The 22,113-nt window shown below is 67.5% G+C and carries 24 protein-coding genes; 12 read left to right on the top strand and 12 right to left on the bottom strand.

The features are described from left to right. Window positions 1-55: 55 nt before the first annotated feature. The 5 genes from KHO22_RS15940 to KHO22_RS15960 all read left to right on the top strand — a co-directional run bounded on the left by KHO22_RS15940 (window position 56) and on the right by KHO22_RS15960 (window position 4,504). A complete protein-coding gene (locus tag KHO22_RS15940; protein WP_211948118.1) occupies window positions 56-901 on the top strand; it encodes a class II aldolase/adducin family protein in 846 nt (281 codons plus the stop codon). A gap of 4 nt (window positions 902-905) precedes the next feature. Next, entirely contained in the window at window positions 906-1,718 is an 813-nt protein-coding gene (locus tag KHO22_RS15945) for an SDR family oxidoreductase (protein ID WP_211948119.1), read from the top strand. A 60-nt stretch (window positions 1,719-1,778) separates the two neighbouring features. After that, window positions 1,779-2,681 (top strand): SDR family oxidoreductase, encoded by a 903-nt coding sequence (locus KHO22_RS15950; RefSeq protein ID WP_211948120.1) that lies wholly within the window; start codon window positions 1,779-1,781, stop codon window positions 2,679-2,681. Between the two features lie 31 nt (window positions 2,682-2,712). Beyond that, on the top strand, window positions 2,713-3,645 hold the full coding sequence (locus KHO22_RS15955; RefSeq protein ID WP_211948121.1) for an alpha/beta fold hydrolase: 933 nt from the start codon (window positions 2,713-2,715) through the stop codon (window positions 3,643-3,645). A 154-nt stretch (window positions 3,646-3,799) separates the two neighbouring features. After that, window positions 3,800-4,504, top strand: a complete 705-nt coding sequence (locus tag KHO22_RS15960) for an aspartate/glutamate racemase family protein (protein ID WP_211948122.1) — start codon at window positions 3,800-3,802, stop codon at window positions 4,502-4,504. A 6-nt stretch (window positions 4,505-4,510) separates the two neighbouring features. On the opposite strand, the gene KHO22_RS15965 is transcribed toward KHO22_RS15960, so the two are convergent. After that, window positions 4,511-5,032, bottom strand: coding sequence for an O-acetyl-ADP-ribose deacetylase (locus KHO22_RS15965; protein ID WP_211948123.1), 522 nt, complete (start codon window positions 5,030-5,032; stop codon window positions 4,511-4,513). Window positions 5,033-5,089: 57 nt separating this feature from the next. Then, complete coding sequence (locus KHO22_RS15970) at window positions 5,090-6,238, bottom strand: iron-containing alcohol dehydrogenase (protein WP_211948124.1); 1,149 nt, start codon at window positions 6,236-6,238, stop codon at window positions 5,090-5,092. A gap of 340 nt (window positions 6,239-6,578) precedes the next feature. On the opposite strand from KHO22_RS15970, the gene KHO22_RS15975 reads away from it, so the two are divergent. The 3 genes from KHO22_RS15975 (at window position 6,579) to KHO22_RS15985 (ending at window position 9,169) form a co-directional block, all read left to right on the top strand. Beyond that, window positions 6,579-7,556, top strand: coding sequence for an alpha/beta hydrolase (locus KHO22_RS15975; RefSeq protein WP_420839608.1), 978 nt, complete (start codon window positions 6,579-6,581; stop codon window positions 7,554-7,556). 85 nt (window positions 7,557-7,641) lie between these two features. Further along, window positions 7,642-8,625 carry a tripartite tricarboxylate transporter substrate binding protein gene (locus KHO22_RS15980; RefSeq protein ID WP_211948126.1) on the top strand — a complete coding sequence of 328 codons (984 nt, stop codon included), beginning with the start codon at window positions 7,642-7,644 and terminating at the stop codon, window positions 8,623-8,625. A 106-nt stretch (window positions 8,626-8,731) separates the two neighbouring features. Next, complete coding sequence (locus KHO22_RS15985; protein ID WP_211948127.1) at window positions 8,732-9,169, top strand: YbgC/FadM family acyl-CoA thioesterase; 438 nt, start codon at window positions 8,732-8,734, stop codon at window positions 9,167-9,169. Window positions 9,170-9,279: 110 nt separating this feature from the next. On the opposite strand, the gene denD is transcribed toward KHO22_RS15985, so the two are convergent. The 7 genes from denD to KHO22_RS16020 all read right to left on the bottom strand — a co-directional run bounded on the left by denD (window position 9,280) and on the right by KHO22_RS16020 (window position 16,276). Continuing rightward, window positions 9,280-10,254 (bottom strand): D-erythronate dehydrogenase, encoded by a 975-nt coding sequence (denD, locus tag KHO22_RS15990; protein WP_211948128.1) that lies wholly within the window; start codon window positions 10,252-10,254, stop codon window positions 9,280-9,282. A gap of 20 nt (window positions 10,255-10,274) precedes the next feature. Continuing rightward, on the bottom strand, window positions 10,275-11,057 hold the full coding sequence (gene otnI, locus KHO22_RS15995; protein WP_211948129.1) for a 2-oxo-tetronate isomerase: 783 nt from the start codon (window positions 11,055-11,057) through the stop codon (window positions 10,275-10,277). Window positions 11,058-11,094: 37 nt separating this feature from the next. Then, a complete protein-coding gene (locus KHO22_RS16000) occupies window positions 11,095-12,459 on the bottom strand; it encodes an MFS transporter (RefSeq protein ID WP_211948130.1) in 1,365 nt (454 codons plus the stop codon). 102 nt (window positions 12,460-12,561) lie between these two features. Beyond that, window positions 12,562-13,215: a 3-oxo-tetronate 4-phosphate decarboxylase gene (otnC, locus tag KHO22_RS16005; RefSeq protein WP_211948131.1), complete on the bottom strand. Its 654-nt coding sequence runs from the start codon at window positions 13,213-13,215 to the stop codon at window positions 12,562-12,564. Next, the gene (otnK, locus tag KHO22_RS16010) at window positions 13,215-14,537 is read right to left on the bottom strand and encodes a 3-oxo-tetronate kinase (RefSeq protein ID WP_211948132.1); all 1,323 of its coding nucleotides are present in this window, start codon (window positions 14,535-14,537) and stop codon (window positions 13,215-13,217) included. The genes otnC and otnK overlap by 1 nt, the downstream gene beginning before the upstream one ends. Before the next feature lie 13 nt (window positions 14,538-14,550). Next, window positions 14,551-15,462, bottom strand: a complete 912-nt coding sequence (gene ltnD, locus KHO22_RS16015; RefSeq protein WP_211948133.1) for an L-threonate dehydrogenase — start codon at window positions 15,460-15,462, stop codon at window positions 14,551-14,553. 52 nt (window positions 15,463-15,514) lie between these two features. Further along, the gene (locus KHO22_RS16020; protein ID WP_211948134.1) at window positions 15,515-16,276 is read right to left on the bottom strand and encodes a FadR/GntR family transcriptional regulator; all 762 of its coding nucleotides are present in this window, start codon (window positions 16,274-16,276) and stop codon (window positions 15,515-15,517) included. 197 nt (window positions 16,277-16,473) lie between these two features. Between KHO22_RS16020 and KHO22_RS16025 the strand changes: the two genes are divergently transcribed. Continuing rightward, a complete protein-coding gene (locus tag KHO22_RS16025; RefSeq protein ID WP_211948135.1) occupies window positions 16,474-16,902 on the top strand; it encodes a GNAT family N-acetyltransferase in 429 nt (142 codons plus the stop codon). On the opposite strand, the gene KHO22_RS16030 is transcribed toward KHO22_RS16025, so the two are convergent. The 3 genes from KHO22_RS16030 to ygfZ all read right to left on the bottom strand — a co-directional run bounded on the left by KHO22_RS16030 (window position 16,903) and on the right by ygfZ (window position 19,118). Further along, on the bottom strand, window positions 16,903-17,730 hold the full coding sequence (locus KHO22_RS16030; protein WP_211948136.1) for an NRDE family protein: 828 nt from the start codon (window positions 17,728-17,730) through the stop codon (window positions 16,903-16,905). A 73-nt stretch (window positions 17,731-17,803) separates the two neighbouring features. After that, a complete protein-coding gene (locus KHO22_RS16035; RefSeq protein ID WP_211948137.1) occupies window positions 17,804-18,094 on the bottom strand; it encodes a DUF4936 family protein in 291 nt (96 codons plus the stop codon). A gap of 16 nt (window positions 18,095-18,110) precedes the next feature. Next, entirely contained in the window at window positions 18,111-19,118 is a 1,008-nt protein-coding gene (gene ygfZ / locus KHO22_RS16040; protein WP_420839606.1) for a CAF17-like 4Fe-4S cluster assembly/insertion protein YgfZ, read from the bottom strand. Between the two features lie 240 nt (window positions 19,119-19,358). Here ygfZ and mltG point away from each other — a divergent pair, with 240 nt between their 5' ends. The 3 genes from mltG to KHO22_RS16055 all read left to right on the top strand — a co-directional run bounded on the left by mltG (window position 19,359) and on the right by KHO22_RS16055 (window position 22,102). Beyond that, on the top strand, window positions 19,359-20,354 hold the full coding sequence (gene mltG, locus KHO22_RS16045; protein WP_211948139.1) for an endolytic transglycosylase MltG: 996 nt from the start codon (window positions 19,359-19,361) through the stop codon (window positions 20,352-20,354). A gap of 6 nt (window positions 20,355-20,360) precedes the next feature. Continuing rightward, window positions 20,361-20,972, top strand: a complete 612-nt coding sequence (gene tmk / locus KHO22_RS16050) for a dTMP kinase (protein WP_211948140.1) — start codon at window positions 20,361-20,363, stop codon at window positions 20,970-20,972. A gap of 116 nt (window positions 20,973-21,088) precedes the next feature. After that, window positions 21,089-22,102 carry a DNA polymerase III subunit delta' gene (locus tag KHO22_RS16055; protein WP_211948141.1) on the top strand — a complete coding sequence of 338 codons (1,014 nt, stop codon included), beginning with the start codon at window positions 21,089-21,091 and terminating at the stop codon, window positions 22,100-22,102. Window positions 22,103-22,113 lie beyond the last annotated feature (11 nt).

The raw sequence follows: 22,113 nt of genomic DNA on the forward strand, positions 1-22,113 counted from the left end.
GCCGGCCGCGCGCGGCCGGCAGACAGGCTTAGAAGCACAACCACAGGAGACACCCATGAACGCACCGCAAGCCCGGCCCGCACCCGACGACGAGATCGGCGCCGGCCTGTCCGAAGAGGTCAAGGCCCGCTACCGCAACCTGCCGCGCCCGCCGCAGTTCGACACGCCGGCGCAGGAACGCCTGCACCGCAAGCAGCGCCTGGCCGCGGCGTTCCGGTTGTTCTCCAAATTCGGTTTCGACGAGGGCGTGGCCGGCCATATCACCGCGCGCGACCCCGAGTTCACCGACACCTTCTGGGTCAACCCGTTCGGCGTGCATTTCAGCCAGGTGACGGTGTCGAACCTGATCCGTTGCGACCATCACGGCAACGTGGTCGAAGGCGACTACCCCGTCAACGCGGCGGCGTTCGCGATCCATTCGCGCGTACACCAGACCCGCTCCGACGCCGTGGCCGCTGCGCATTCGCACAGCATCTATGGCCGCGCATGGTCCACGCTGGGCCGTCCGCTCGATCCGCTCACGCAGGACGTCTGCGCGTTCTACCACGACCACGCGGTCTATGACGACTTCGGCGGCGTGGTGGTGGAGCTGGACGAGGGCCAGCGCATCGCCAACGCGCTGGGGCCGAACAAGGCCGCCATCCTGCAGAACCACGGGCTGCTGACGGTGGGCAAGACCGTCGACGAGGCCGCGTGGTGGTTCATCACGATGGAGCGTTCGTGCCAGGTGCAACTGCTGGCCGAGGCGGCTGCCGCGCGCACCAATGCACCGCTCAAGGTCATCTCCGAGGCGGCCGCGCGCCAGGCTTACTCGATCGTCGGCACCGCGCAGGCGGGCTGGTTCCAGTTCCAGCCGCTGTATGCCCGCATCGTCAAAGAGCAGCCCGACCTGCTGGACTGACACCATGACCCCGTATACCGGCAGGGTGGTACTGATCACGGGCGCATCGGACGGCATCGGCGCAGAGCTGGCGATGCTGCTGGCGCAGCAAGGTGCCAGGCTGGCACTGGCTGCGCGCCGGCTGGAACTGCTGCACGCGCTGGCGAGCCGCATCCAGGCCATGCACCCGCACGCCGAGATCGCGGTGTGGCGCACCGATGTGTCCGACGAGTCGGCCTGCACGCGGCTGATCGCGGACGTGGTCGCGCACTACGGCGGGCTGGACGCACTGGTCAACAACGCCGGCGTCTCCGCGCACGGCTACTTTGAGCAAGTTTCCGACTACGGCTACTACGAGAAGGTCATGCGCGTGAATTACTTCGGCGCGATGTGGTGCACACGCGCGGCGCTGCCGCACCTGCGTGCGCGCCGCGGCCTGATGGTGGCGGTGTCGAGCCTGGCCGGCAAGGTCGGCGTGCCCGGGCGCACGGCCTATTCGGCCAGCAAGTTCGCGCTGGCGGGCTTCTGCGAGGCGCTGCGCTGCGAGCTGCACGGCAGCGGCGTGGATATCTGCGTGGTGTTCCCCGGCGTGGTGGCGACGGATACGCGCGTCAACGGTTTCGGACCCGACGGCCGGGCGCTCGGTGAAAGCCGGTTGCGCGAAGACGATGCCATGACCGCGCAGGAATGCGCGCGCCAGATGCTGGCCGCCATGACTGCGCGCAAGCGCGAACTGGTCATGACGGCGAAGGGCAAGCTCGGACAGTGGATGAAGCTGCTGGCTCCGGCGATGGTGGATCGCATGGCGCGGAAGGCGTTGAAGCAGGCAGGCCGCTGAGCCGGTTCGGAAGCGGCCGGCCAGAACGGTAAGAAGTGGACAGCGAGAGGAGACAGGGACATGAAGCAATTCGAAGGCAGGGTAGCCGTCATCACGGGTGGCGCTTCGGGTTTTGGCAAGGAATTTGCGCGCACCGGCGCGGCGCTTGGCATGAAGCTGGTGCTTGCGGATGTGCAGCAGGATGCGCTGGACGCCGCCGTGGCCGAACTGAAGGCGCAAGGTGCCGAGGTGATCGGCGTGCGCACCGATGTATCGCGCGGTGAGCAGGTGCAGGCGCTGGCCGACGCGGCCATGGAGCGCTTTGGGCAGGTCAACGTGCTGTTCAATAACGCCGGCGTCGGGGCGGGCGGCCTGCTGTGGGAAAACTCGCTGAAGGACTGGGAGTGGGTGCTGGGCGTGAACCTGTACGGCGTGATCCACGGCGTGCGCATCTTCACGCCGCTGATGCTGGCCGCAGCCGCGCAGGACCCGACGTACCAGGCCCACATCGTCAACACGGCGTCGATGGCCGGCCTGCTCAGCCCGCCGGCCATGGGCGTATACAACGTCTCCAAGCACGCCGTAGTGACGCTGACCGAAACGCTCTACCAGGATCTCGGGCTCGTCACCGGGCAGGTGCGCTGCTCGGTGCTGTGCCCGTATTTCGTGCCGACGGGCATCAACCAGTCGCAGCGCAACCGGCCCACGGACCTGGCGAACGACGCGCCGCCGACACGTTCACAGCTGGTGTCGCAGGCGCTGACGGACAAGGCGGTCACTTCCGGCAAGGTTACGGCCGAGGACGTGGCGCGCAAGACCTTCGATGCCATCCGCGAGGAAAGCTTCTATATTTATTCGCACCCGCAGGCCCTCGCACCCGTGCAGCAGCGTTTCGAGGACATCATCGGCCAGCGCAATCCGGGCGATCCGTTCGCGGACAAGCCAGAGGTGCGCGCCGGCCTGGTTGCCGCGCTGCGCGGCTGACGCCACGCAAAGAACCCAACGAGGCCCGCGCATGGAGGACGCCATGACCGCTCCCGCCGTAATCCGCCATCTGCAGTTTGCCGGCCTGCCCAACGGCACGCGCCTGCACTACGCCAGCGCCGGGGAGCGCGGCAAGCCGCTGATGCTGTTCGTGCATGGTTTTCCGGAGTTCTGGTTTGAATGGGAAGCCCAGCTCGCCGAATTCGGCCGCACCCACTTTGCGGTGGCACCGGACCTGCGCGGCTTCAACCTGTCGAGCAAGCCAGAGGCCGTCGACGCTTACCGCCCGCGCCATATCGTCGAGGACCTGGTGCAATTCGTCGCCGCGCTCGGCTACGAACGCTGCATCGCCGTGGCCCACGACTGGGGCGGGGCGATCTGCTGGAACCTTGCCATCCAGTTCCCGCAACTGGTCGAGCAGCTGGTGATCATCAATTCGCCGCATCCGTACCTGTTCGCGAAAGCGCTGTGTACCGATCCGCAGCAGCAGGCGGCCTCGGCCTACATGAACTGGCTGCGCCGCCCGGGCTCCGAGGAAGTCCTGGCCGCCAACGACTTCGCGATGCTGGAAAGCATGCTCACCGCTGGCGGCGAGCAGCCTGCGCCGTGGTTCAGCGGCGAGACGCGGCAGAAGTACCTGGCCGCGTGGGCGCAGCCGGGCGAGGGCGATTCGCACTCGCTGTCGGGAGGGGTCAACTATTACCGGGCTTCGCCGATGCACCCTCCGGGGCCGGGCGAACCGCCACCGGACATCTCCCGGCTCGATCCGGCCGCTTTCGTGGTGCGCGTGCCAACCTTCGTGATCTGGGGCGAACGGGACCGCGCGCTGCCGAAGTCGCTGCTCGACGGGCTCGACCAGTTTGTGCCGGACATGCGGCTGGAGCGCATTCCGGACGGCACGCACTGGGTGGTGCATGAGCAGCCGGAGCTGGTCAACCGGCTGATACGCAGCGCGCTGAAGTAGCGGCGAGCGCTGGCTTTTCGCGCGGGTGGAATGGCTGCCGGGCCGTAACTGGCCGGGTCGCCCGCGCGGGAACTGTCCCTGTCTGCCGGCAGGCCGGGGTGGTAGATTGCCGCGAGGATATCGCGCAATCCCCCTGCGCAACACGGAGCAGGCAATGAAGACCATCGGGCTGATCGGCGGCATGAGCTGGGAATCGTCCGCCGAATACTACCGGCTCATCAACCAGGGCATGAAAGCACGCCTGGGAGGGCACCGCAATGCGCGCAGCATCATGGCCACGGTGTGCTTCGAGGAGATCAAGGCGCTGCAGCACGATGGGCGCTGGGACGAACTTGGCGTGCTGATGCAGCAGGCTGCCCGGCAGGTGGAAGCCGGGGGTGCCGACTTCGTGCTGCTGTGTACCAATACCATGCACCGCGTGGCCCCGGCGATCGAAGCGGCGCTGTCGGTGCCGTTCGTCCATATCGTCGACCCGACCGCCCTGGCGCTGCAACAAGCAGGCATCGGCCGTGTCGCGCTGCTCGGCACGCGCTTCACCATGGAGCAGGATTTCTACCGCGGCCGGATGCAGGACCGCCACGGCATCGAGATCCTGGTTCCGGACGAGGCCGACCGCGCCATCGTGCACGACATCATCTATGACGAACTGTGCCACGGCATGATTCGCGAGGCGGCGCGCGCGGAATTCCGGCGCATTATCGGCGAACTCGCGACGCGCGGCGCGCAGGGCGTGATCCTCGGCTGCACCGAGATCACACTGCTGGTCAGTCCGCGGGACAGCGTGCTGCCGGTGTTCGATACCACCGCGCTGCATGCGCAGGCCGCGGTGGCAATGGCCGATGATGGCGCTATCTCATAGACGCCGTCAGGACAGGCGCTCGCGGTACAGCTTGTAGTTCTCGTCGTCGAAGCAGACGAACGTCACCTGTTCGATGCCGCGTGCCGTGGCCAAAGCCTCGCGCACCGCACGGATGGCAATATCGGCCGCGCGCTCCCGCGGAAAGCCGTAGATGCCGGTGCTGATATTGGGAAAGGCAATGGTGCGCAGATGATGTTCCGCGGCCAGCCGGATGCAGTTGCGGTAGGCGCTGGCCAGTTGTGCGTCTTCGTCCCTTGCGCCGCCATGCCAGACCGGACCGACCGCATGGATGACGTACGGTGCGGGCAGCAGCCCGCCGGTGGTGATCACCGCCTCGCCGGTGGGGCAACCACCCTGCTTGTCGCGGATGGCCTTGCACGCCGCCATGATCGCGGGTCCGCCGGCACCATGGATGGCGCCGTCCACACCGCCGCCGCCGAGCAGGCCGCTGTTGGCCGCATTGACGACTGCATCGACTTCCATCCGGGTAATGTCGCCATGCACAACCTGCAAATGTTCACCATTCATTCGCTGTCTCCCGCAGTGGATGAGTGAGCGCCCCGGGCCGGCCAAGGCCAGGCTGGCCTACATGGACGCTTCAAGCATACGCCGATAATCCGCCGCGCTGGCCTCTTTTGGGTTGGTCTTGTGGCAGTGGTCGAGCAGGGCGCCCTGGATCACCTTGTCGAACATGTCCTCGGTGACGCCCATCTGGCGCAGGCCGGTGGGCAGTCCCAGGCGGGCGGTCAGGTCGTGAACGGCCTGGGCGATGTCGGCGCCTTCCGGCAGGTGCATGGCGCGGCGCAGGCGCGCATAGCGGTCATCGCGGACCACGGTCGGGGCGTCGGCATTGAAGCGCAGCACGGCCGGCATGACCACTGCATTGAGCGTGCCGTGGTGCAGGCCGGTCTTGCCGTCGATCTTCAGGCCGCCGAGCGGGTGCGACAGCGAATGCACGCAACCCAGGCCCTTCTGGAACGCCATGGCGCCCTGCATGGACGCGCTCATCATGTTGAGCCTGGCATCGCGGTCCTTGCCGTCGCGGGTGGCGCGCTCGATATGGCCCCAGCCTCGCTCCAGGCCGTCCAGCGCGATGCCGTCGGCAGGCGGGTTGAAGGCGGGGGCCAGGAAGGTCTCGATGCAGTGGGCAATGGCGTCCATGCCGGTCGCCGCGGTCAGGCCGGCGGGCAGCCCCAGCGTGAGTTCCGGGTCGCAGATGGCCGACTTCGGCAGCAGGTGCCAGGAATGGAAGCCCAGCTTGCGGCCGTCGTCGAGGATGATGATGGCGCCACGCGCCACCTCGCTGCCCGTGCCTGAAGTGGTGGGCACGGCAATCAGCGGCGCGGCGCGTTCGGTGATCTTCGCGCTGCCGCCCTCGATGGTCGCGTAGGTCGTCAACTCGCCGGGGTGCGTGGCGAGGATCGCGATGCCCTTGGCGAGGTCGATGGAAGAACCGCCGCCGACCGCGACCAGGCCGTCGCAGCCAGCGTCGCGGTACTGCTGCGCGGCCTTGCGCACCATGGCCTCGGTGGGGTTGGACGGGGTTTCGTCAAAGACGGTTACCGGCAGGCCCTGCATCGCGTCGATGGCGCGCTGCGCCACGCCCGCCGCGACCACGCCCTTGTCCGTCACCAGCAGCGGCCGGCGGATGCCGATGCGCTCACATTCGGACTTGAGCAGGTCCACCGCGCCGAAGTCGAGATGGATGTGGGTCAGATAATAGATAAAGGCCATGGTTCGCTGTCTCCTGCGGCGATCCGCCGCGAATTTCGCTTTTTGGGAATGACTGGCCAAACGGGTTGGATGGGTCGATCATCGCCCAGAAACGCCCGCCGCGCGCATGCATGGGGGTTATTTCGTACTGCCCGCTTCCTGAAACACTGGCATGATACTAAAATCGAACGATCGTTCACAATTCGAGCTTCTCCCGATGCCGGGGGAAGCCAGGAACATTTCCGCGGATGCCGGCCAGGCGGCCGCCAGGGCTGTATCGAATCCAGTGTCTGCCATGTCCGCCGTCCCGTCCGCATCGTCCGCATCGACCGCCACGCCCGCAAGCCACGCTGTTCCCGGCATGCCGGCGGTGCCGCTCGACCCGCAAGTGGCAGCGTTGCTCGACCTGATCGCGCGCGCCAAGCGGCCGCCCATCCATGCGATGGACGTCGAGGACGCCAAGATCGCGTACGAGAAGAGCGCGCCCATCCTCGATATCTCGCCGCCCGCGGTGCACGCCGTGGAAGATATCCATATCTGCGCACGCGATGGCCATGCCATTCCGGCGCGCCTGTATGCATCGCGCGAGGCGAGTTGGGCCGAGCCGCTGCCGTTGCTCGTGTTTTTCCATGGCGGCGGTTTCACGGTGGGTAGCGTGAATTCGCACGATGCGCTGTGCCGCCTGCTGGCGTCGCGCGCCGATTGCATGGTGCTGTCCGTGGACTATCGCCTCGGACCGCAATGGCGCTTCCCGACGGCGGCCAACGATGCGTTCGACGTGCTGCACTGGGTGTTCGAGGAGGCCGCCCGCCTCGGCGCGGATCCGCAGCGCATTGCGCTGGGCGGAGACAGCGCCGGCGGCACGCTGGCCACGGCCTGCGCCGTGCATGCGCGCGACAGCGGCCTGGCGCCCGTCCTGCAGTTGCTGATCTATCCCGGCACCTGCGCCCGGCAGGACACGCCGTCGCACCGGGCATTGGCCGACGGCTACCTGCTCACCGGGGACATGATCCAGTGGTTCTTTTCGCATTACCTTGATCAGGAATCCAGCCGCGACGATTGGCGCTTTGCGCCGCTCGACGGCGGCGGCGCCGGTGCCGGTGCCGATGTGCGTGGCTGCTGTCCCGCGTGGATCGCCGTGGCCGGCTACGACCCGCTGCATGATGAGGGCGTCGCCTATGCGGAAAAATTGCGGGCGGCCGGCGTGACTGTCACGCTGGCCGACTATGCTGGCATGATCCACGACTTCTTCAAGATGGGCCGCTTCGTGCCGGCCGTGGCGCAGGCGCATGCCGATGCCGTGGCGGCGCTCCGGGCCGCATTTGGCACCGGGCAATAAAAAGCATCGGGCCGCGGCACGAACCGCGCGATCCGATCTCAGAAAATTTCTAGCAGTGACTTGCAGCACAAGGAGATATCGTCAAATGCAACGCCGCCAATTCATCGCCCGCGCCGGCCTCGCCGCCGCCACCGCCGCGCTTGGTTTCGCCGCCATGCCCGCGCAAGCGCAGGCAGAGAAGTTCCCGCAACGCCCGGTCCGCCTGGTCATCGGCTATACGGCAGGCGGTTCCACGGATATCCCGTTCCGCGTGCTGGCCGACAACGCGTCGAAGATCCTGGGCCAGCCCGTGATCGTCGAGAACAAGCCGGGTGCCGGCGGCGTGCTGCCGGCCCAGATGATGCAATCCACCCAGCCCGATGGCTATACGCTGGCGCTGGTGACCATGCCGGTCTATCGACTGCCGTATACCACCAAGATCAACTGGGATCCGGTCAAGGACCTGAGCTACATCATCAACCTGGGCGGCTACTCGTTTGGCCTGGTGGTCCCGGCGGATTCGCCGATCAAGACCATGCAGGAGTACATCGCCTACGCCAAGGCCAATCCGGGCAAGCTGACCTACGGCTCGCCCGGCACCATGACCACGCTGCACCTGACCATGGAAGAACTGGCGATGAAGCAGGGCGTGCAGTTCTCGCATATTCCGTACAAGGGCAACTCGGAATCGATGCAGGCCCTGCTGGGCGGGCATGTGATGTCGGTGGCCGACACGCCGGCCTGGGCGCCGTACGTGGAATCGGGCAAGCTGCGCCTGCTGTCCACCTGGGGCGAGAAGCGCTCGGCGCGCTTCCCCAATGTGCCGACGCTCAAGGAACTGGGCATGGGCATCGTGCAGGCCTCGCCGTTCGGCCTGGTGGCACCGAAGGGGACCGACCCGAAGATCGTGCAGAAGCTGCATGACGCCTTCAAGAAGGCCATGGAAATGCCGAACTACCGCGAATCGCTGGCCAAGTTCGACATGGAGCCGTACTACATGAGCAGCACGCAGTACGCCCAGTTTGCCGCGGACACGGTGAAGAAGGAAAAGGCCATCATCGAGAAGCTGGGCCTGGCCAAGGCGCAGTAATTCCGCGGGCGTTTTCCTGCACCACGGCTCAGGCCGCCATCCCGCCGGCAACAGGCGGGCTGGCGGCCTGAATGCCATGTGAGACCCATTCAAGGAGACCAGCCAGATGGCAAAAGAAGATTTCCGCCACAGCATGCCGCTGCGCGTGCGCTGGGCCGAAGTCGATCCGCAGTCGATCGTTTTCAACGCGCACTACCTGACCTACTGCGATATCTGCGTGACCGAATACTGGCGCGATGCCGGCATCCGCTATCCGGAAGACGTGCTGCACGCGCACGGCGTCGACATCTTCGTGGTCAAGTCCACGCTGGAGTATCACGCCTCGGCGCGCTTTGACGATGTGCTGGACATCCGCGGCCGCATGGCGCGGATGGGGCGCTCCAGCATGCTGTTCAGGGTGGAGATGTACCGCGGCGACGAACACCTGATCACGGGCGAGATCGTCTATGTGTGCGCGGATCCGGCGTCGCGGAAATCGGCGCCGATTCCGGGGTCGGTGAGGGAGATCATCGAGGGGTATGAGGTGGTGAAGCCGGCGGGGTGAGGCCGGTGGCCAACTGAAATCCCGCCGGCTTGCTTCCCTCTCCCGCAAGCGGGGGAGGGAACAGGTCCTCAGAGGGATTGAGGGCGGTGGCTATGGCCAGGTCGCACGACTTACCTGGCCAGCCCCGCATCCTCCATATACGCGCGAATCACGTCATCAAAACTCGCATCGCTCTGGAACCCCAGCGACAGCGCGCGATCCGCGTTCCAGGCGGCCGGCCACGTGCCGACAATCTTCTGGATGCGTTCTTCGCGCTGCCACGTAACACGGTTGGCCACCGCATCGCCCGCCACGCGGCGCAGCGCCTCCACCATGCCCGCGGCCGTCACCGACAGGCCCGGCAGGTTCACCACGCGGCGGTTGCCCAGCCGCTCGCCATCGAGTTCGATACCGTTGACGAGCGCCGCCACCGCGGCCCGCGGCGACAAGAGCCAAAGCGGCGTTTCCGGTGTCACGGGGCAATTGGCCTCCACGCCCGCCAGCGGCTCGCGGATGATGCCGCTGGCGAACGACGAAGCGGCCGCATTGGGTTTGCCGGGCCGCACGCTGATGGTCGGCAGGCGCAGCACGCGGCCGTCGACGAAGCCGCGCCGGCTGTAGTCGGACAGCAGCAGTTCGCCGATGGCCTTCTGCACGCCATAGGACGATTGCGGATTGAGCGCCGTATCGTCCTGCACCACGGGTGGCAGTTCGCCGCCATAGACGGCGACGGAGCTCGTGAACAGCACGCGCGGCTGGTGGCCGAGCGCCCGGCAGGTTTCCAGCAGCGCGCGCGAGGCGTCGAGGTTGACGCGCATGCCGAGCTCGAAGTCGGCTTCGGCCTGGCCCGAGACCACGGCGGCCAGGTGGAAGATGGCGCCGGTATCGGCATCGATGGCCTGCGCGAGCACTGCCGGGTCCGACAGGTCGCCGGTCACCACGCGCACGCGCGCATCGTCCAGGCCCTGCGGCGCCGCCACGTCGAGCAGCGTCAGCCGGTCGAAGGCGGCCGCGCGGCCGTCCAGGTCCAGGGTGCCGCGCTGCAGCAGCAGGCGCGCCAGTTGCAGGCCGAGGAAGCCGGCGCCGCCGGTAATCAGTACGTTCATGGCAATGCTTCTCAGTGGGTTCAGCGCTTCAGGTAGGGCTTGATCCAGCCCAGGCCGTCGGAGGTGCCGGCACGCGGGCGATACTCGCAGCCGATCCAGCCCTGGTAGCCCAGGTTGTCGATGACGTCGAACAGGTACGGATAGTTCAGTTCGCCAAGGTCCGGCTCGTGGCGCTCCGGCACGCCGGCGATCTGGATGTGGCCGATGCCCGCGAAGTCGCGCTGCAGCTTCTTGCTAACGTCGCCCTCGACAATCTGGCAGTGGTAGCAGTCGAACTGCACCTTCAGGTTGGCGGCGCCGACTTCCTTGCAGATGGCCTGGCCCTCGTCCTGGCGGTTCAGGAAATAGCCGGGCATGTCGCGCGTGTTGATCGGCTCGACCAGCACGGTGATGCCTTGCGCCGTCGCGGCACCGGCAGCGTGGGACAGGTTCTCCAGATAGGTGGCGCGGCAGCGCGCACGGTCGGCATCGGCAGGGATCAGGCCGGCCATCACATGGATGCGGTCATTGCCGATCACGCCGGCATATTCCAGTGCGCGGCCGAAGGCGGCGCGGAATTCGGCTTCGCGGCCGGGCAGGGCGGCAATGCCGCGTTCGCCTGCGGCCCAGTCGCCCGGCGGCGCGTTGAACAGCGCCTGCACGAGGCCATTGGCGTCGAGACGCGCGCGCAGTTCGGCGGCCGGGTGTTCGTACGGGAACAGGTACTCCACCGCCCGGAAGCCGTCCGCCGCGGCGGCGGCAAAGCGGTCCAGGAAGTCGTGTTCCGTGTACATCATCGAAAGGTTGGCGGCGAAACGCGGCATGGTTGGTTTCCGGTTGTGAGTCTTGAATGCGGGCCGGTCAGCGGTTGACCAGCCTGGCCGGTGTCAGCCACACGAGTCCGGCACCGACGACCAGGATGGCCGACAGCACGTACATCGGCAACTGCGTGCTGTGCGTCATGTCCTTGAGCGCACCGACCATATACGGCGACACGAAGCCGGCCAGGTTGCCCACCGAGTTGACCACCGCGATGCCAGAAGCGGCGGCGATGCCCGACAGGAACGCGGTCGGCAGCGACCAGAACAGCGGCGCGCAGGTCAGCACCCCGGCGGCGGCCAGCGACAGTGCGGCGATGGCTACGGTCGTATTGTCGGTAAACGAGGCCGCGATCGCAAAGCCCGCGGCACCCATCAGGGCAGGCACGATCAGGTGCCAGCGGCGTTCGCTGCGGGCGTCGGCGCTGTGGCCGAGGATGTTCATGACGACGATCGCGCACAGGAACGGAATCGCCGACAACAGGCCGATATTGAGGTTGCCGCTGACGCCGCTGGCCTTGACCAGCGTGGGCATCCAGAACGTCAGCGCATACTGGCCGGTAACGAAGCAGAAGTAGATCAGGCACATCCACCAGACACGGCCGTCACGGAACACGGCACCGAGCGAGTGGCCATGCGGCTTGCCCGAGGCGGCGCCGGCATGGCGCTGGTCTTCCTCGACATTGCGCTTGAGCACGCGCTTCTCGTCGGCGTCGAGCCACGGCGCCTTGTCGATGCCGTCGCGCAGCACGAACACGGTCACCACGCCGATCAGCAGCGACGGCAGTGCTTCGATCACGAACATCCATTGCCAGCCGCGCAGGCCATGGGTGTTGTTGAAGGCGTCCATGATCCAGCCCGACAGCGGGTTGCCGAACATGCCGGCCACGGGAATGCCCGACATGAACAGCGCGATCATCTTCGCGCGGCGGTTGGCCGGGTACCAGTAGGTCAGGTACAGGATCACGCCCGGATAGAAGCCCGCTTCGGCCAGGCCGAGCAGGAAGCGCATCACGTAGAACTGGGTCGGCGTCTGCACGAACATGAACAGCCCCGAGACGATGCCCCATGTGATCATGATGCGCGCGATCCAGATGCGCGCGCCGAGCTTGTGCATCAGCAGGTTGCTGGGCACTTCGAACAGGAAGTAACCGATGAAGAACAGCCCGGCGCCCAGGCCGAACACGGTCTCGGAGAAGGCCAGGTCCTGGCCCATCTGCAGCTTGGCGAAGCCGACGTTGACACGATCGAGATACGCGATCACGTAGCACAGCATCAGGAACGGCATGATGCGCCAGAACACCTTGCTGTAGGCGCGTTTCTCGATCTGGGCGTCGGCGTCGAGCCGGGCATTGCCGCCCAGGCTGTCGTAGGCGGGCACGCTGGCCGCGGGTTGGTTCGGGGTCACGGTGGTCTCCGGTCGGGTTTCGGGGGCGCGAGTGTTCTCCGCGCGGCTGCCTGGCGGCAGTCGCGTTCGGGTCGCGTCGGTATTAGTGGGTCGAGTGGGTTGCTACCAGCGGGCCTGAAATGTATCCCGCAGTTCGGTGAGTGCGCTGTCGCTGAGCGCGGCGCGGGCGGCGAAGCCCGGCACGTCTTTCATCATCATCCAGAGCTTGGCGGTTTCCTCCAGTTCCTCCAGGGCGAAGGCCGCGCGCGAGACGCTGGACTCCCACACCACCGGGCCCAGCCGCTCCAGCATCACGCCGCGCACCTTGCTGGCGAGCGTGGCAACCTGGGCCGCCACGGCCGGATCGCCGGGGCGGTGGTACGGAATCATCGGGACGTGGCCCACCTTCATCACGTAGTAGGGCGTGAGCGGCGGCACGATATCGCCGGGCGCCCACACACCGGCCAGCGTCAGCGCCACGAGGTGCGTCGAGTGCGTGTGCACCACGGCGTTGGCCTCGCGGTTGTTGTCATAGATGGCACGGTGAAGCGTCAGCGTCTTCGACGGCTTGTCGCCCGAGACCCAGTTGCCGTCGCTGGACACCTTGGCCACGGCCGCCGGATCCATCATCCCCAGGCAGGCGTCGGTGGGCGTGATCAGCCAGCCATCGTCGAGCCGCGCGCTGATGTTGCCGGCCGAGCCGACCGTATAGCCGCGCTGGAAGAGGCTCGCGCCGATCCGGCAGATCTCTTCGCGCAGCTTGCTTTCCTGGCGCATCACTGGCCTCCGAGTTGCGCGAGGGCTTGCGCGAAGAAATCCTCGCCGCCGAAGTTGCCTGATTTCAGTGCGAGCGCGAGCGGCTGCGCATCGAGCGTGACGGTCGCGGGCACGCCCGGCGCGATCTGCGCGCCGATGCGCAAGGCGCGTACGCCAAGCGCCTGCACCACGGCGCCCGAGGTCTCGCCACCGGCCACGACAAAGCGCCGCGTGCCGCGTGCAAGCAGCCCGGCGGCGATGCCCGCCAGCGCCTGTTCGACCAGGTGGCCCGCGCGCTCCACGCCCAGTTCGGCCTGCACGGCCTTGACCTCGTCGGGGCTGCTGGTCGCATAGATCAGCACCGGCGCTTCGTGGCTGGCGGCAAAGGCGAGCGCGGCATCCACCACGGCTTCGCCGCGTGCAAGCGCCAGCGGGTCGATGCGCAGCGCGGGGCGGCCCTGTTCGAGCCAGCGTGCAACCTGGCCGTTCGTCGCGCGCGAGGCGCTCCCGGCAAGAACGACACCGTGGCCGTCGACTCGCGGTACCGACGCGGCATCGCCACGCTGCGGCAGCAGGCCCGCACGGCGGAAATTCTCGGGCAGGCCCAGCGCGATGCCCGACCCGCCGGTGATCAGCGGCAGGTCCGCGCACGCCTGGCCGAGCGTGAGCAGGTCGGCGTCGGACACCGCGTCGGCAATCGCGAGGCGCACGCCGTCGCCGCGCAGGGCTGCGATGCGCTCGGCGGTTGCGTTCGCACCGCGCGCCACGGCGTCGTAGCGCAGCAGGCCGACCTTGCCCTGGCTCTGCCCCTGCAGCACGCGCACGAGGTTGGCGTCGGTCATTGGCGTGAGCGGATGGTGCTCCATGCCCGATTGGTTAAGCAGGACATCGCCCACGAACAGATGGCCGCGGAAGATCGTGCGGCCATTCTCGGGGAAGGCCGGGCAGGCGATGGTGAAGTCGCTGTCGAGCGCTGCCAGCAGGGCTTCGGCGACGGGGCCGATATTGCCGGCGTCGGTGGAATCGAAAGTCGAGCAGTACTTGAAGACGAACTGCCTGCAACCCTGTGCGCGCAGCCATTCGAGCGCGGCCAGCGATTGCGCTACGGCGTCGGCGGCGGGAATGGTGCGCGACTTTAGCGCGACCACGATGGCATCGGCCTGGCCCCTGTCTTGGCCCCTGTCGTGGCCCGTCTCCTGCACGGCCCCGGCGTCCGGCACGCCAATGGTCTGGACCGTGCGCATGCCGTTGCGCACCAGCGTGTTGGCCAGGTCGGTGGCGCCGGTGAAGTCGTCGGCGATGCAGCCCAGCAGCGGGCGGTCTTGCGCTTGGATGGCGGTCATGATGCGCTGCGCCTTAGTTGGCCTTGTCGGTCTTGTCGGCCCTGGCCGGCAGTTCGATCCCGGGGAAGATCTTGATCACGGCGGAATCGTCCTCGCCGCCGTGGCCGGCGGTTGAGGCCATCATGAACATCTGGTGCGCGGCCGCGGACAGCGGCAGCGGGAATTTGCTGGTGCGCGCGGTGTCGAGCACCATGCCAAGGTCCTTGACGAAGATGTCGACCGCCGACAGCGGCGTGTAGTCGCCGCAGAGGATATGCGGCACGCGGTTCTCGAACATCCACGAATTGCCTGCGCTGTGCGTGATGACGTCATACAGCGCATTCGGGTCCACGCCTTCGCGCAGGCCCAGCGCCATGGCCTCGGCCGCGGCGGCGATATGCACGCCGGCCAGCAGCTGGTTGATGATCTTGACCTTGGAGCCGGCGCCATGGGTGCCGCCCAGGCGGTAGACCTTGCCCGAGATCGCGGCCAGCACGTCTTCGGCGAGCGAGTAGGCCTCGGCGGGACCGGAGGTCATCATCGTCATCTCGCCGCTGGCCGCGCGCGCGGCGCCGCCGGACACCGGGGCATCGAGCATCAGGATGCCTTGCTCGCCAAGGCGGCGGCCCAGGGCTTCGGCAAAGGCGGGCGGCACCGTCGCGCTCGCGATGACGAGCGTGCCCGGACGCATCGCCGTGGCGGCGCCGTCGTTGCCGAACAGCACGGCCTCGGTCTGCTGGGCATTGACCACCAGCGTGATCACGACATCGCAGCGCTTGCCCAGTTCGGCGGGGCTCGCGCACGGCACGCCGCCGGCATCGGCAAAGCGTTGCAGCACGTCGGGCCGCAGGTCGCAGGCATGCACGTTGAAGCCGGCGCGCAGCAGCGACTGCGCAACGCCTTGGCCCATGGCGCCAAGGCCGATCACGCCGATATTCCGGGACATAGAAAACTCCTGATGCAGGTAAGGCAAGTCAATCGAAGAGGGCGGCGCCGGCTCAGCTTGGCGTGCCGGAACGCTCGTCGTCCGCTTCCGCTTCGTCCTGGCCCAGTTGGCCCGGTTGGCCCAGCTGGGTCAGGCGGCGGGCGGCGTTGTACATGTGGTTCTGCGCGGCATTGCGCGCGGCCAGCGCGTCGCCCGCGCGGATCGCGGCGACGATAGCCTGGTGTTCCTCGCGCACCTGGCGCGTGAAGTCGGCGCGACGGGCCTCGTTGGTCCGGGTCACGCGTGTCGCGGCTTCCAGGTACTGGCTGAGGAATTCCAGGGTCTTGAGGAAATAGGGGTTGCCGGTGGCCGCGGCAATGGCGCGGTGGAACGCCACGTCGGCGGCGACCCCGTCACCGCCCCCGGCCACCTCGGCATCGAGCCGGGCCAGCGCCGCGTCGATGGCCACCATGGTGGCGTCGGTGCGGCGGCGCGCGGCCTGCGCGGCTACCTCGGCCTCGATGGCGCGGCGCAATTCGACGATCTGCAGGACGGAATCCAGCGTGCCGGTGTCGGTGTAGTCGATCCGCAGCGGGCGGATGCCGGCCTGCTCGGTCACGAACACGCCGCTGCCCTGGCGCGATTCGACCGCGCCTTCGTACTTGAGCCGGGAGATCGCTTCGCGGATCACCGTGCGGCTGACGCCGAATTCTTCGGACAGCACGGCTTCCGTGGGCAGCTTGTCCCCGCGCGAGAAGGCGCCGCTCTGGATCTTCTCCAGCAGTTGTTCGGCGACATTGTCGGTCAGGGCTCGGGCCGGGACTTTCTGGAACATGGCTTGTCGTGTCATCGGGTAGTCAGGTCATCATACAAATTTAATGCAATTCTGTTAGTGCACGTAAACCCTGATATGGTGCAAGCCGCACGAGGTCGGTGCCTCCGACGCCTGTCGGATTGTGGCGTATCATGGCGGCCGCGAGCCCGCCACGCGGGCAGACCGACCGCTTATCCTGCTATTTTCAACGCATTGCCATGCCTGTCACCATCCTGATCTGTCCCTGGTCCGAAGCGCGCGAGCGCGCCCGCGCCATCCGCTACACCGTGTTCGTCGAAGAGCAGGGCGTGCCGGTCGAGCTGGAGTGGGATGAATGGGATGAGCCGAGCTGGCACGCACTGGCGCTGGTCGAGGACGGCACTCCGGTTGCCACCGGCCGCCTGCTGCCGGACGGGCATATCGGCCGCATGGCGGTGCTGGGCTCGGTGCGCGGCACCGGGGTTGGCGCGCTGGTGCTCGAAGCACTGATGAAGAAGGCCGCCGAACTGGGCTACCCGGAGCTGGTGCTCAATGCGCAGACACATGCCGCGCCATTCTATGCGCGCGCAGGTTTCGCGCAGGTCGGGGATGAATTCGAGGAGGCCGGCATCCCGCACGTCGAGATGCGCAGGCGCCTGGGCGACTGATCAGCGCGGCGCCGGCACCGTTCCCGTGTCGCGGGCCAGGTTGAGCTTGCCGCGGTAGGAGACCTCGCCGGTCTGGCCGTTCGCATCGAAGCTTCGTTCGCTGAAGTCGAAGCGCCCGTCGTGCCGCACGCGCAGCACGGTGCTCGCGCGCGTGCCGTAGTTGGGCGAGCGGATGAACGCGGACGACAGGAGCTTTTCCCACTCGGGCGAGACGCCGGTCGAAGGCAGTTCGAAACTGGCGGCCTGGCGCTCGTCCGCAAGCAGCTTGAGGTAGGGCTCGGCACTGGCGTTGGCATGGCCGGGATCGGCCGCCAGCACTTCGGCGAGCGCGCCGACCCGGCTGCGTACCTTGGGCCACGGCGTATCGAGCAGGGCGTTGGACAGCCCGTACAGTCCCGGCCGCAGGCGCTCCGGCTGGCGCGAAGCCGACCGGTTGCTGTACCACCAGAGTTCATGCAGGTCGCTGGCCAGCAGGTTGAAGCCGTTGTAGCAGCCGTCCGCACCGGTCAGCGCGCCAAGGTAGTCGGACGGCGCCTGGTGTCCGCGCAGGAAGCCTGCCACCAGCTCGCCGCGCGATCGCGCATCGGTGCGCTTTTCCGACGGGGCGCGGTAGTTCGTCAGCGCGGCGAAGCGGCCTTCGCCGGCCACGCCCATCCATGTGCCGGGCTCGCCGATGACATCCGCCAGGTCGCGGCCGGCGAGCACCGGCGAGGCATCCTGCCACCAGTGCGCCGGCGCCGCGGGGCGGACATAGAATTCGTCGCGATTGCCGGCCACCACCAGGGCATAGTCCGGGTGTGATTGCCAGGCAACCAGGATCAGGCACATCGCTTTGCTTCCTTGACTGCGTTTCCTGCGTTTGCTGTGTATGGTCCGGCGGTGACAGCGGTTGCCGCCGGGCCTACAGCAGGTCCAGGTCGATGAAGTGCTCGACCTGGCGTTCACCTTCCACCCACTGCTCCAGACCGCTCTGTCGCCACAAACCTGCCAGCGTGGCGTCGAAGGCGGGCGGTACATCGGCGTAGCATTCCATCCAGGTCTGCACGCCGGCGCGGGTTTCGGGCCTGCGCATGAGCGTACCACCAATTCCGGTCGCCTCGGCAACCGTCTCCATCCAGCGGTGCCAGTGCGGCAACGCTTCGGCCGCGGTGGCCTCCGGCACGCGGAAATAGACGAAGAGATGATCGCTCATGGCGGCGTCCTGCGGGTCAGCCGGCGGCCTGCGCGGCCTCCGACAGCGGTACTTCGTACGGGAGGCGGCCCAAGGTCAGCGCGGCACCCGTCGCGCTGTCCAGATGCAGGGCCGCCGCGGCGGCATCGATCTTCAGCTCGGCCAGGCCCGCCCAGCCGCCCTGCGGCGCCGGAGCGGCATTGACGATCATGCCGCAAGGCTGCTGCGGGTCTTCCGGACGGAAGATCTCCGCGGCCGGTGCCGGCACGGCTCCCTCGCCCTGCACCAGCCACATGCGGCGCTTGAGCGTGCCGCGGTACTGGCTGCGGGCCACGATTTCCTGTCCCGGATAGCAGCCCTTGCGGAAATTGACGCCGCCAACAATTTCGAAATTGACCATCTGCGGCACGAACTGCTCCTGCGTCGCCGCGACGATGCGCGGGATGCCGGACTGGACTTCGAGCCAGTCCCAGAGCGCCGCATCGGCTTCGCTCAGCTGGCTGGCCAGTGCCGCGCGGATTTCGCCGGCGCGCTCGGCCGGCAGCAGCAGCTGCCAGCGCGGCTGGCCGGCAGCGTCCGGCAGGCGGATGACGGTCGTGCCGTCGTGGCTGCCGGTGGCGAACACGGCATCGGGCGCGGCCAGCCCGGCCTTCGTCAAGGCCTGCGCAGCCTGCGGCCCGGCCACGCCGAGCACGGCCACGGCCGGGGTGAGATCGCTGAGCTTCGCCTTGGCGCGCAGCACGAACATGCTCAGGCGCTTCTGCAGTGCAGGGAGGATCTCGGCCGACAGTTGCAGCACGATGCCCTCGGCGTCGCGCCACATCAGGAAGCTGGCCTGCAGCCGGCCCTTGGGGGAGCAATAGCCGGCCAGGCGCGCATCGCCCGGCGCGAGGTCCTCGACCGCGTTGGTCAGCTGCGTGTGCAGGAAGGTGGCGGCATCGTCGCCTGCCACGCGGATCCAGCCGAGCCCGGCCGGCGCGCATACGACGCCGGTGTTTTGCAGGGCGTCAAGGCTGGCGGCGAGTTCCGGGGCTGGGGTGTTCATTTCGGGCATTCCGTTCAGGCAATTGAGTGCGATTGTGGGTGCGATCCGTGGGTGCGATCGTGGGTCCGATTGGCAGGTGCGCGCCGCGCGTCACGGCTCCGGTAGAGACCCGTCTCATCGTGGCGGCGCTAGGCTCCCGGTATTATATGGGGCTGCCGGCATTTCAGCCGGCACCGGCGGCGCGCGGCGGGCAGGGGTCATCACCCGCCACACGGACGCTGCCGAGACTGAACGGATTTCATGACACGTCTTTTCATCCGCCTGGGACTCGTTGTCCTGGTGCTTGCCGCGGCTGTCGCCGGCGCTTTTGCCTGGTGGGCCAACCAGCCGCTGGGGCTGTCCGCATCGCCCGTCGAAGTCGTCATCAAGCCTAATTCGAGCGTCGCCAGCGTAGGCCGCCAGCTCCAGCGCGGCGGCGTGGGCATGGACCCGCGCCTGTTCCAGCTGCTGGCCAGGCTGACCGGGCACGGTCCGGACCTGAAGGCCGGCGGCTATACCTTCGAGACGGGCATCACGCCGCTCGGTGTGATCGGCAAGCTCGCACGCGGCGAGGTCACGCACTACGTCGTCACCGTGATCGAAGGCTGGGAATTCCGCAAGATGCGCGCGGCCGTGGACGCCAGCGCGGCGCTGCGCCACGACACGCAGGGCATGTCCGATGCCGAGCTGATGAAGGCGATCGGCGCCACGGAACCTGCGCCGGAAGGGATGTTCTTCCCGGACACCTACCTGTTCGCGCGCGGCAGCAGCGATATCGAGCTGTACCGCCATGCCTACAAGGCCATGCAGCGGCGCCTGAATGAAGCCTGGAACGCGCGCGCCGCGGACTTGCCCTACAAGACGCCGTATGAGGCGCTGGTGATGGCGTCGATCGTCGAGAAGGAAACCGGCCAGGCCGCCGAGCGCCCGATGATCGCCGCGGTGTTCGTCAACCGGCTGCGCAAGAACATGATGCTCCAGACCGACCCGACGGTGATCTACGGCATCGGTGAGCGCTTCGACGGCAACCTGCGCAAGCGCGACCTGCAGACCGACACCCCTTACAATACGTACACCCGTACCGGCCTGCCGCCCACGCCGATCGCGCTGCCGGGCCTGGCCTCGCTGGCGGCAGCCACCGCGCCGGCATCGTCGGACGCGCTGTATTTCGTGGCGCGCGGCAACGGCACCAGCCATTTCTCCAACACGCTTCCCGAACACAACCGCGCGGTCGACCAGTACCAGCGCGGCAAATAGGCATCCATGCGCGGAAAATTCATTACCTTCGAAGGCATCGACGGCGCCGGCAAGAGCACCCATATCGACTGGGTGGCGGCGCGTCTGCGCGAGCGCAAGGACATTGGCGCCGTGGTCACCACGCGCGAGCCCGGTGGTACGCCGCTGGGCGAAGACCTGCGCCAGATCCTGCTGCATCGGAAGATGCACCTGGAAACCGAAGCGCTGCTGATGTTCGCGGCGCGCCGCGAACATATCGCGGAAGTCATCGAGCCGGCGCTGGATCGCGGCGACTGGGTGATCTCCGACCGCTTCACCGACGCCACCTTTGCCTACCAGGGCGGCGGCAGGGGGCTGGCCACGGCGCGGCTCGAAGCCCTGGAAGACTGGGTGCAGGCCGGACTGCAGCCGGACCTGACGCTGCTGTTCGACGTGCCGCTGGAAACCGCCAGCGCACGCCTGGCCGGTGCGCGTGCGCCGGACAAGTTCGAGGCCGAATCGCGTGCGTTCTTCGAGCGTACCCGTGCCGAGTATCTGCGCCGTGCTGCGCAGGCGCCCGGGCGCTTTCGCGTGATCGACGCTACGCAGAGCATCGAACAGATTCGTGTCGAGCTTGAGAAAATCGTCTCAATGCTTTGATTTTAAAGCTTTATATTGATCGATAATATTGCCCCGGCCTGATGGAGTTGTGCGTTCCGCAACGACATCGGTATGACGGTGGTACTTCAGCTTTCACGGCTAACTGACTGATTCGCATGCTTTATCCCTGGCAAACGGAAGACTGGCAACGGCTTGGCGCGCTGCGCGAACGGCTGCCCCATGCGCTGCTGATCCACGGCCAGCAAGGGACCGGCAAGCGGGACCTGGCACTGCATTTCGCGCAGGGGCTGCTATGCGAATCGCCGCGGCCCGACGGCCAGCCTTGTGGCCAGTGCGCGGCCTGCCACTGGTTCAGCCAGGGCAACCACCCCGACTTCACGGTGGTGCGCCCCGAAGCCCTGGAGGCTTCGGGCGAAAGCGAAGCCGATGACAGCGGCAAAAAAAAGGCGCCCAGCAAGATCATCCGCATGGAGCAGGTGCGGGCGCTGATCGAGGCGGTCGGTGTCGGTACGCACCGGGCCGGCATGCGCGTGGTGGTGGTCTACCCGCTGGACGCACTGCAGGTCGAAGGCGCCAACGCACTGCTGAAGACGCTGGAGGAACCGCCGTCGTCGACGGTCTTCCTGCTGGTTACCGACCGGCTGGACCGCGTCCTGCCGACCATCCTGTCGCGCTGCCGCCAGTTTTCCGCACAGCGGCCGACGCCCGAGGCGGCGCTCGCGTGGCTCAAGGGCCAGGGCGTGGCCGACGCCGAAGCGCAGCTGGCACTGGCCGGGGGGTCGCCGCTGACCGCATTGCATGCCGCCGAAGCCGAGGAGCAGCCGCTGCAACGCTGGCTGGTCGGCCAGCTGGGTGCCGGGGCCGAGTTCGACGCGTCTGCGGCGGCGGAACAACTACAAAAGGTGCCGGTGCCCGCCGTGCTTGGCATCCTCCAGCGCTGGACGTACGATCTCCTGAAGTGCCGGCTCGATGCCTCCGGCGGCGCGGTGCCGCGCTACTTCCCGAAGGAGCGCGCGGCGCTGGCGCGTTGTGCCGGCGCATCCAGCGCCCATCGGCTGCAGGCGTTCGCCGCGCGCATCAATGCGCACCGGCGCAGCGAGAACCATCCTCTCGCGCCAAGGCTGGTGATGGAATCCGTATTTCTCGAATACCGGCAACTGTTCCACTGACAGCGCCGGCG

It is taken from the genome of Cupriavidus yeoncheonensis (genome assembly GCF_905397275.1).
Taxonomy (GTDB): Bacteria; Pseudomonadota; Gammaproteobacteria; order Burkholderiales; family Burkholderiaceae; genus Cupriavidus; species Cupriavidus yeoncheonensis.

What these genes read in the sequence shown, in the direction of transcription:
- KHO22_RS15940 (WP_211948118.1), top strand. Translation starts at nt 56, where the DNA reads ATGAACGCACCGCAAGCCCGGCCCGCACCCGACGACGAGATCGGCGCC.
- KHO22_RS15945 (WP_211948119.1), top strand. Translation starts at nt 906, where the DNA reads ATGACCCCGTATACCGGCAGGGTGGTACTGATCACGGGCGCATCGGAC.
- KHO22_RS15950 (WP_211948120.1), top strand. Translation starts at nt 1,779, where the DNA reads ATGAAGCAATTCGAAGGCAGGGTAGCCGTCATCACGGGTGGCGCTTCG.
- KHO22_RS15955 (WP_211948121.1), top strand. Translation starts at nt 2,713, where the DNA reads ATGGAGGACGCCATGACCGCTCCCGCCGTAATCCGCCATCTGCAGTTT.
- KHO22_RS15960 (WP_211948122.1), top strand. Translation starts at nt 3,800, where the DNA reads ATGAAGACCATCGGGCTGATCGGCGGCATGAGCTGGGAATCGTCCGCC.
- KHO22_RS15965 (WP_211948123.1), bottom strand. Translation starts at nt 5,032, where the DNA reads ATGAATGGTGAACATTTGCAGGTTGTGCATGGCGACATTACCCGGATG.
- KHO22_RS15970 (WP_211948124.1), bottom strand. Translation starts at nt 6,238, where the DNA reads ATGGCCTTTATCTATTATCTGACCCACATCCATCTCGACTTCGGCGCG.
- KHO22_RS15975 (WP_420839608.1), top strand. Translation starts at nt 6,579, where the DNA reads ATGCCGGCGGTGCCGCTCGACCCGCAAGTGGCAGCGTTGCTCGACCTG.
- KHO22_RS15980 (WP_211948126.1), top strand. Translation starts at nt 7,642, where the DNA reads ATGCAACGCCGCCAATTCATCGCCCGCGCCGGCCTCGCCGCCGCCACC.
- KHO22_RS15985 (WP_211948127.1), top strand. Translation starts at nt 8,732, where the DNA reads ATGGCAAAAGAAGATTTCCGCCACAGCATGCCGCTGCGCGTGCGCTGG.
- denD (WP_211948128.1), bottom strand. Translation starts at nt 10,254, where the DNA reads ATGAACGTACTGATTACCGGCGGCGCCGGCTTCCTCGGCCTGCAACTG.
- otnI (WP_211948129.1), bottom strand. Translation starts at nt 11,057, where the DNA reads ATGCCGCGTTTCGCCGCCAACCTTTCGATGATGTACACGGAACACGAC.
- otnC (WP_211948131.1), bottom strand. Translation starts at nt 13,215, where the DNA reads ATGCGCCAGGAAAGCAAGCTGCGCGAAGAGATCTGCCGGATCGGCGCG.
- otnK (WP_211948132.1), bottom strand. Translation starts at nt 14,537, where the DNA reads ATGACCGCCATCCAAGCGCAAGACCGCCCGCTGCTGGGCTGCATCGCC.
- ltnD (WP_211948133.1), bottom strand. Translation starts at nt 15,462, where the DNA reads ATGTCCCGGAATATCGGCGTGATCGGCCTTGGCGCCATGGGCCAAGGC.
- KHO22_RS16020 (WP_211948134.1), bottom strand. Translation starts at nt 16,276, where the DNA reads ATGTTCCAGAAAGTCCCGGCCCGAGCCCTGACCGACAATGTCGCCGAA.
- KHO22_RS16025 (WP_211948135.1), top strand. Translation starts at nt 16,474, where the DNA reads ATGCCTGTCACCATCCTGATCTGTCCCTGGTCCGAAGCGCGCGAGCGC.
- KHO22_RS16030 (WP_211948136.1), bottom strand. Translation starts at nt 17,730, where the DNA reads ATGTGCCTGATCCTGGTTGCCTGGCAATCACACCCGGACTATGCCCTG.
- KHO22_RS16035 (WP_211948137.1), bottom strand. Translation starts at nt 18,094, where the DNA reads ATGAGCGATCATCTCTTCGTCTATTTCCGCGTGCCGGAGGCCACCGCG.
- ygfZ (WP_420839606.1), bottom strand. Translation starts at nt 19,118, where the DNA reads ATGAACACCCCAGCCCCGGAACTCGCCGCCAGCCTTGACGCCCTGCAA.
- mltG (WP_211948139.1), top strand. Translation starts at nt 19,359, where the DNA reads ATGACACGTCTTTTCATCCGCCTGGGACTCGTTGTCCTGGTGCTTGCC.
- tmk (WP_211948140.1), top strand. Translation starts at nt 20,361, where the DNA reads ATGCGCGGAAAATTCATTACCTTCGAAGGCATCGACGGCGCCGGCAAG.
- KHO22_RS16055 (WP_211948141.1), top strand. Translation starts at nt 21,089, where the DNA reads ATGCTTTATCCCTGGCAAACGGAAGACTGGCAACGGCTTGGCGCGCTG.